Source organism: Ideonella sp. P3_A4, assembly GCF_056403075.1.
The window spans coordinates 1-2,128 of the sequence record NZ_JBFUGE010000851.1 but is presented as its reverse complement, the minus strand read 5'-3'; the positions used below and the strand labels follow the sequence as shown (position 1 = coordinate 2,128).

Here is a 2,128-nt window from a genome sequence, read left to right as displayed (position 1 = left end):
CATCGTTCACCGTGCCGCCGCTGAGCAGCGTGCACCAGCCGGTCTACGAACTCGGGCGACTGGCGGCGATCGCGATGCTGGACTTGCTGGCCGGCCGCCCGCCCGAAGCCACGCTGCCGGCACCGCACATGGTGGTGCGCGAGTCGACCGCAGCTGCCTGAACTAACGAAGCATCAACGCCCAGCGTCCCGCACCGGGGCCGGGCGGCTGTCTTTAGCCGGCGCGGCCTTCCGTGGCCGGCCGGGCCGCGCAACGTCGAACAGGGCCAGCTCCAGGCCGCCTTGCAGATAGGCCACCCGCGTGCGCCACAGGGCCGTGCGCCCTACGCCCAGCACCGCCAGGATCTGCGCCTCCGGCAGCCCTGCATCCAGGCAGGCCAGCATGTGCGCCCGGTTCACCTCACGGCTGTGGTGCACGCCTTTGCTGCGCAACGCCTGAACGGCTTCGCGGTCTTCCGGGCTCAAATGCAGTTCGGTCTGGCGCATGAACGCACTCCAGCAGTGCCGTGACAAGGCATGTGCCGAAGTCTAGAGATGTTTTGTTTATTTGATGGGCGATTCGCAGTACTGCTTTACGTAGGCCTGGTGCGACGGCAGCTGCGCCACCGTCCGGTCGACCGAGTGGCGGATCGAATCGAGGAAGCCCGACAGCTCCTGATCGCCCATCAAATCGGCCACCTGGTGGTGCTGCTGCGGCGTGATGCCCTGCCCCAGCATCACCTGGATCCACGAGTTCTCGGCGAACAGCTCGTTCTGGAAGCGAAAGACGCGGCCGGTTTCACGAAACAGGTTGATGCGATGCTGCAACGAAGGCGGAATCGACATCGTGCGGCATTCGCGCCAGAAGGCCGAGTCGTCGCGATTCGTCACGTGGTAGTGCAGCACGATGAAATCGCGGATGTGCTCGATCTCGGCCTGCGCTTGCTGGTTGTACTCGTCGATGTCCGACTGGCGGATGCCCGTGTTCGGGAACATCTGCATCAGGCGGATCGTGCCGCGCTGGATCAGGTGGATGCTGGTCGACTCGAGCGGCTCGATGAAGCCGCTGGCCAGGCCGATGGCCACACAGTTGCCGCGCCACACCTCTTTGCGCTGGCCGGGCTTGAACTTCAGCACCCGCGGTTTCGTCAGCACTTCGCCCTGGATCTTGCTCAGCAGCAGCTCCTGGGCGCGCTCGTCGCTCATGTGGCGGCTGCAGTAGACCAGCCCGTTGCCAACGCGGTGCTGCAGCGGAATGCGCCATTGCCAGCCAGCGTCGTGTGCAATCGAGCGGGTGTACGGCACGGCCTCACCGACCGACGCTGTCTGCACCGCCAGCGCGCTGTCGCAAGGCAGCCAATGCGTCCAGTCTTCGTACGGCACCTTCAGTGCCTCGCCGATCAGCAGCCCGCGGAAACCGGTGCAGTCGATGAACAGGTCGCCTTCAATCACGTCGCCCGAGCCCAGCGTCAACGACTGGATGTGGCCTGACGCCTCGTCGAGGTTGACCGCGTTGATCTTGCCTTCGATGCGCTGCACGCCGTAGCCTTCGCTGAACTTACGCAGGTACGCGGCATAGCGCGTCGCGTCCATGTGGAAGGCGTAGTTCAGGCCGTTGCGCGGCAAGTGGGCAAAGCGGTTCTCTTGCGCGGCACGCAGCTCCAGGCAGTAGTCGCCATAGTCACCGGCCAGCTGGCGTTGGCGGCCCTTCAACCAGAAGTGCTGGAAGCCGGCGGTCCAGTGGTCCTTGCCGGTCAGGCCGAACGAGTGGATGTAGTCCTCGTTGACGTTGCGCCAGTTCTCGAAGCTGATGCCGAGCTTGAAGGTGGCCGAGGTGGCGGCCATGAACTCACGCTCGTTCAGGTCGAGCAGGTTGTGGAAGGTCAGCAGCGTCGGGATCGTCGCTTCGCCGACGCCGACGGTGCCGATCTCGTCCGACTCGATCAGCTTGATGTCGAGGATCTTGCCCATCGTCTTCGACAGGCAGGCCGCCACCATCCAACCGGCCGTGCCACCGCCAGCGATGACGACACGGCGCACGCTGGTGGGTTGACCTTCAGAGGGCTGCGGGCGGTCGGACATGTTCATGATGGATCTCTCTCAACGGTTCAGTCGTCGAATCAAACGCGCCCGCAGCGCCCGGATGGCAT

General features: G+C 64.8%; 3 protein-coding genes. 1 reads left to right on the top strand and 2 read right to left on the bottom strand.

The window, feature by feature from the left end; translation table 11 throughout:
• Nucleotides 1-11 precede the first annotated feature (11 nt).
• On the top strand, nt 12-161 hold the full coding sequence (locus tag AC1DYI_RS33605; RefSeq protein ID WP_477208443.1) for a substrate-binding domain-containing protein: 150 nt from the start codon (nt 12-14) through the stop codon (nt 159-161).
• A gap of 12 nt (nt 162-173) precedes the next feature.
• Here AC1DYI_RS33605 and AC1DYI_RS33600 read toward each other — a convergent pair whose 3' ends face one another.
• Nucleotides 174-485, bottom strand: a complete 312-nt coding sequence (locus AC1DYI_RS33600; RefSeq protein WP_477208442.1) for a helix-turn-helix domain-containing protein — start codon at nt 483-485, stop codon at nt 174-176.
• A 57-nt stretch (nt 486-542) separates the two neighbouring features.
• Nucleotides 543-2,066, bottom strand: a complete 1,524-nt coding sequence (locus AC1DYI_RS33595) for a tryptophan halogenase family protein (RefSeq protein ID WP_477208441.1) — start codon at nt 2,064-2,066, stop codon at nt 543-545.
• Nucleotides 2,067-2,128: the final 62 nt, after the last annotated feature.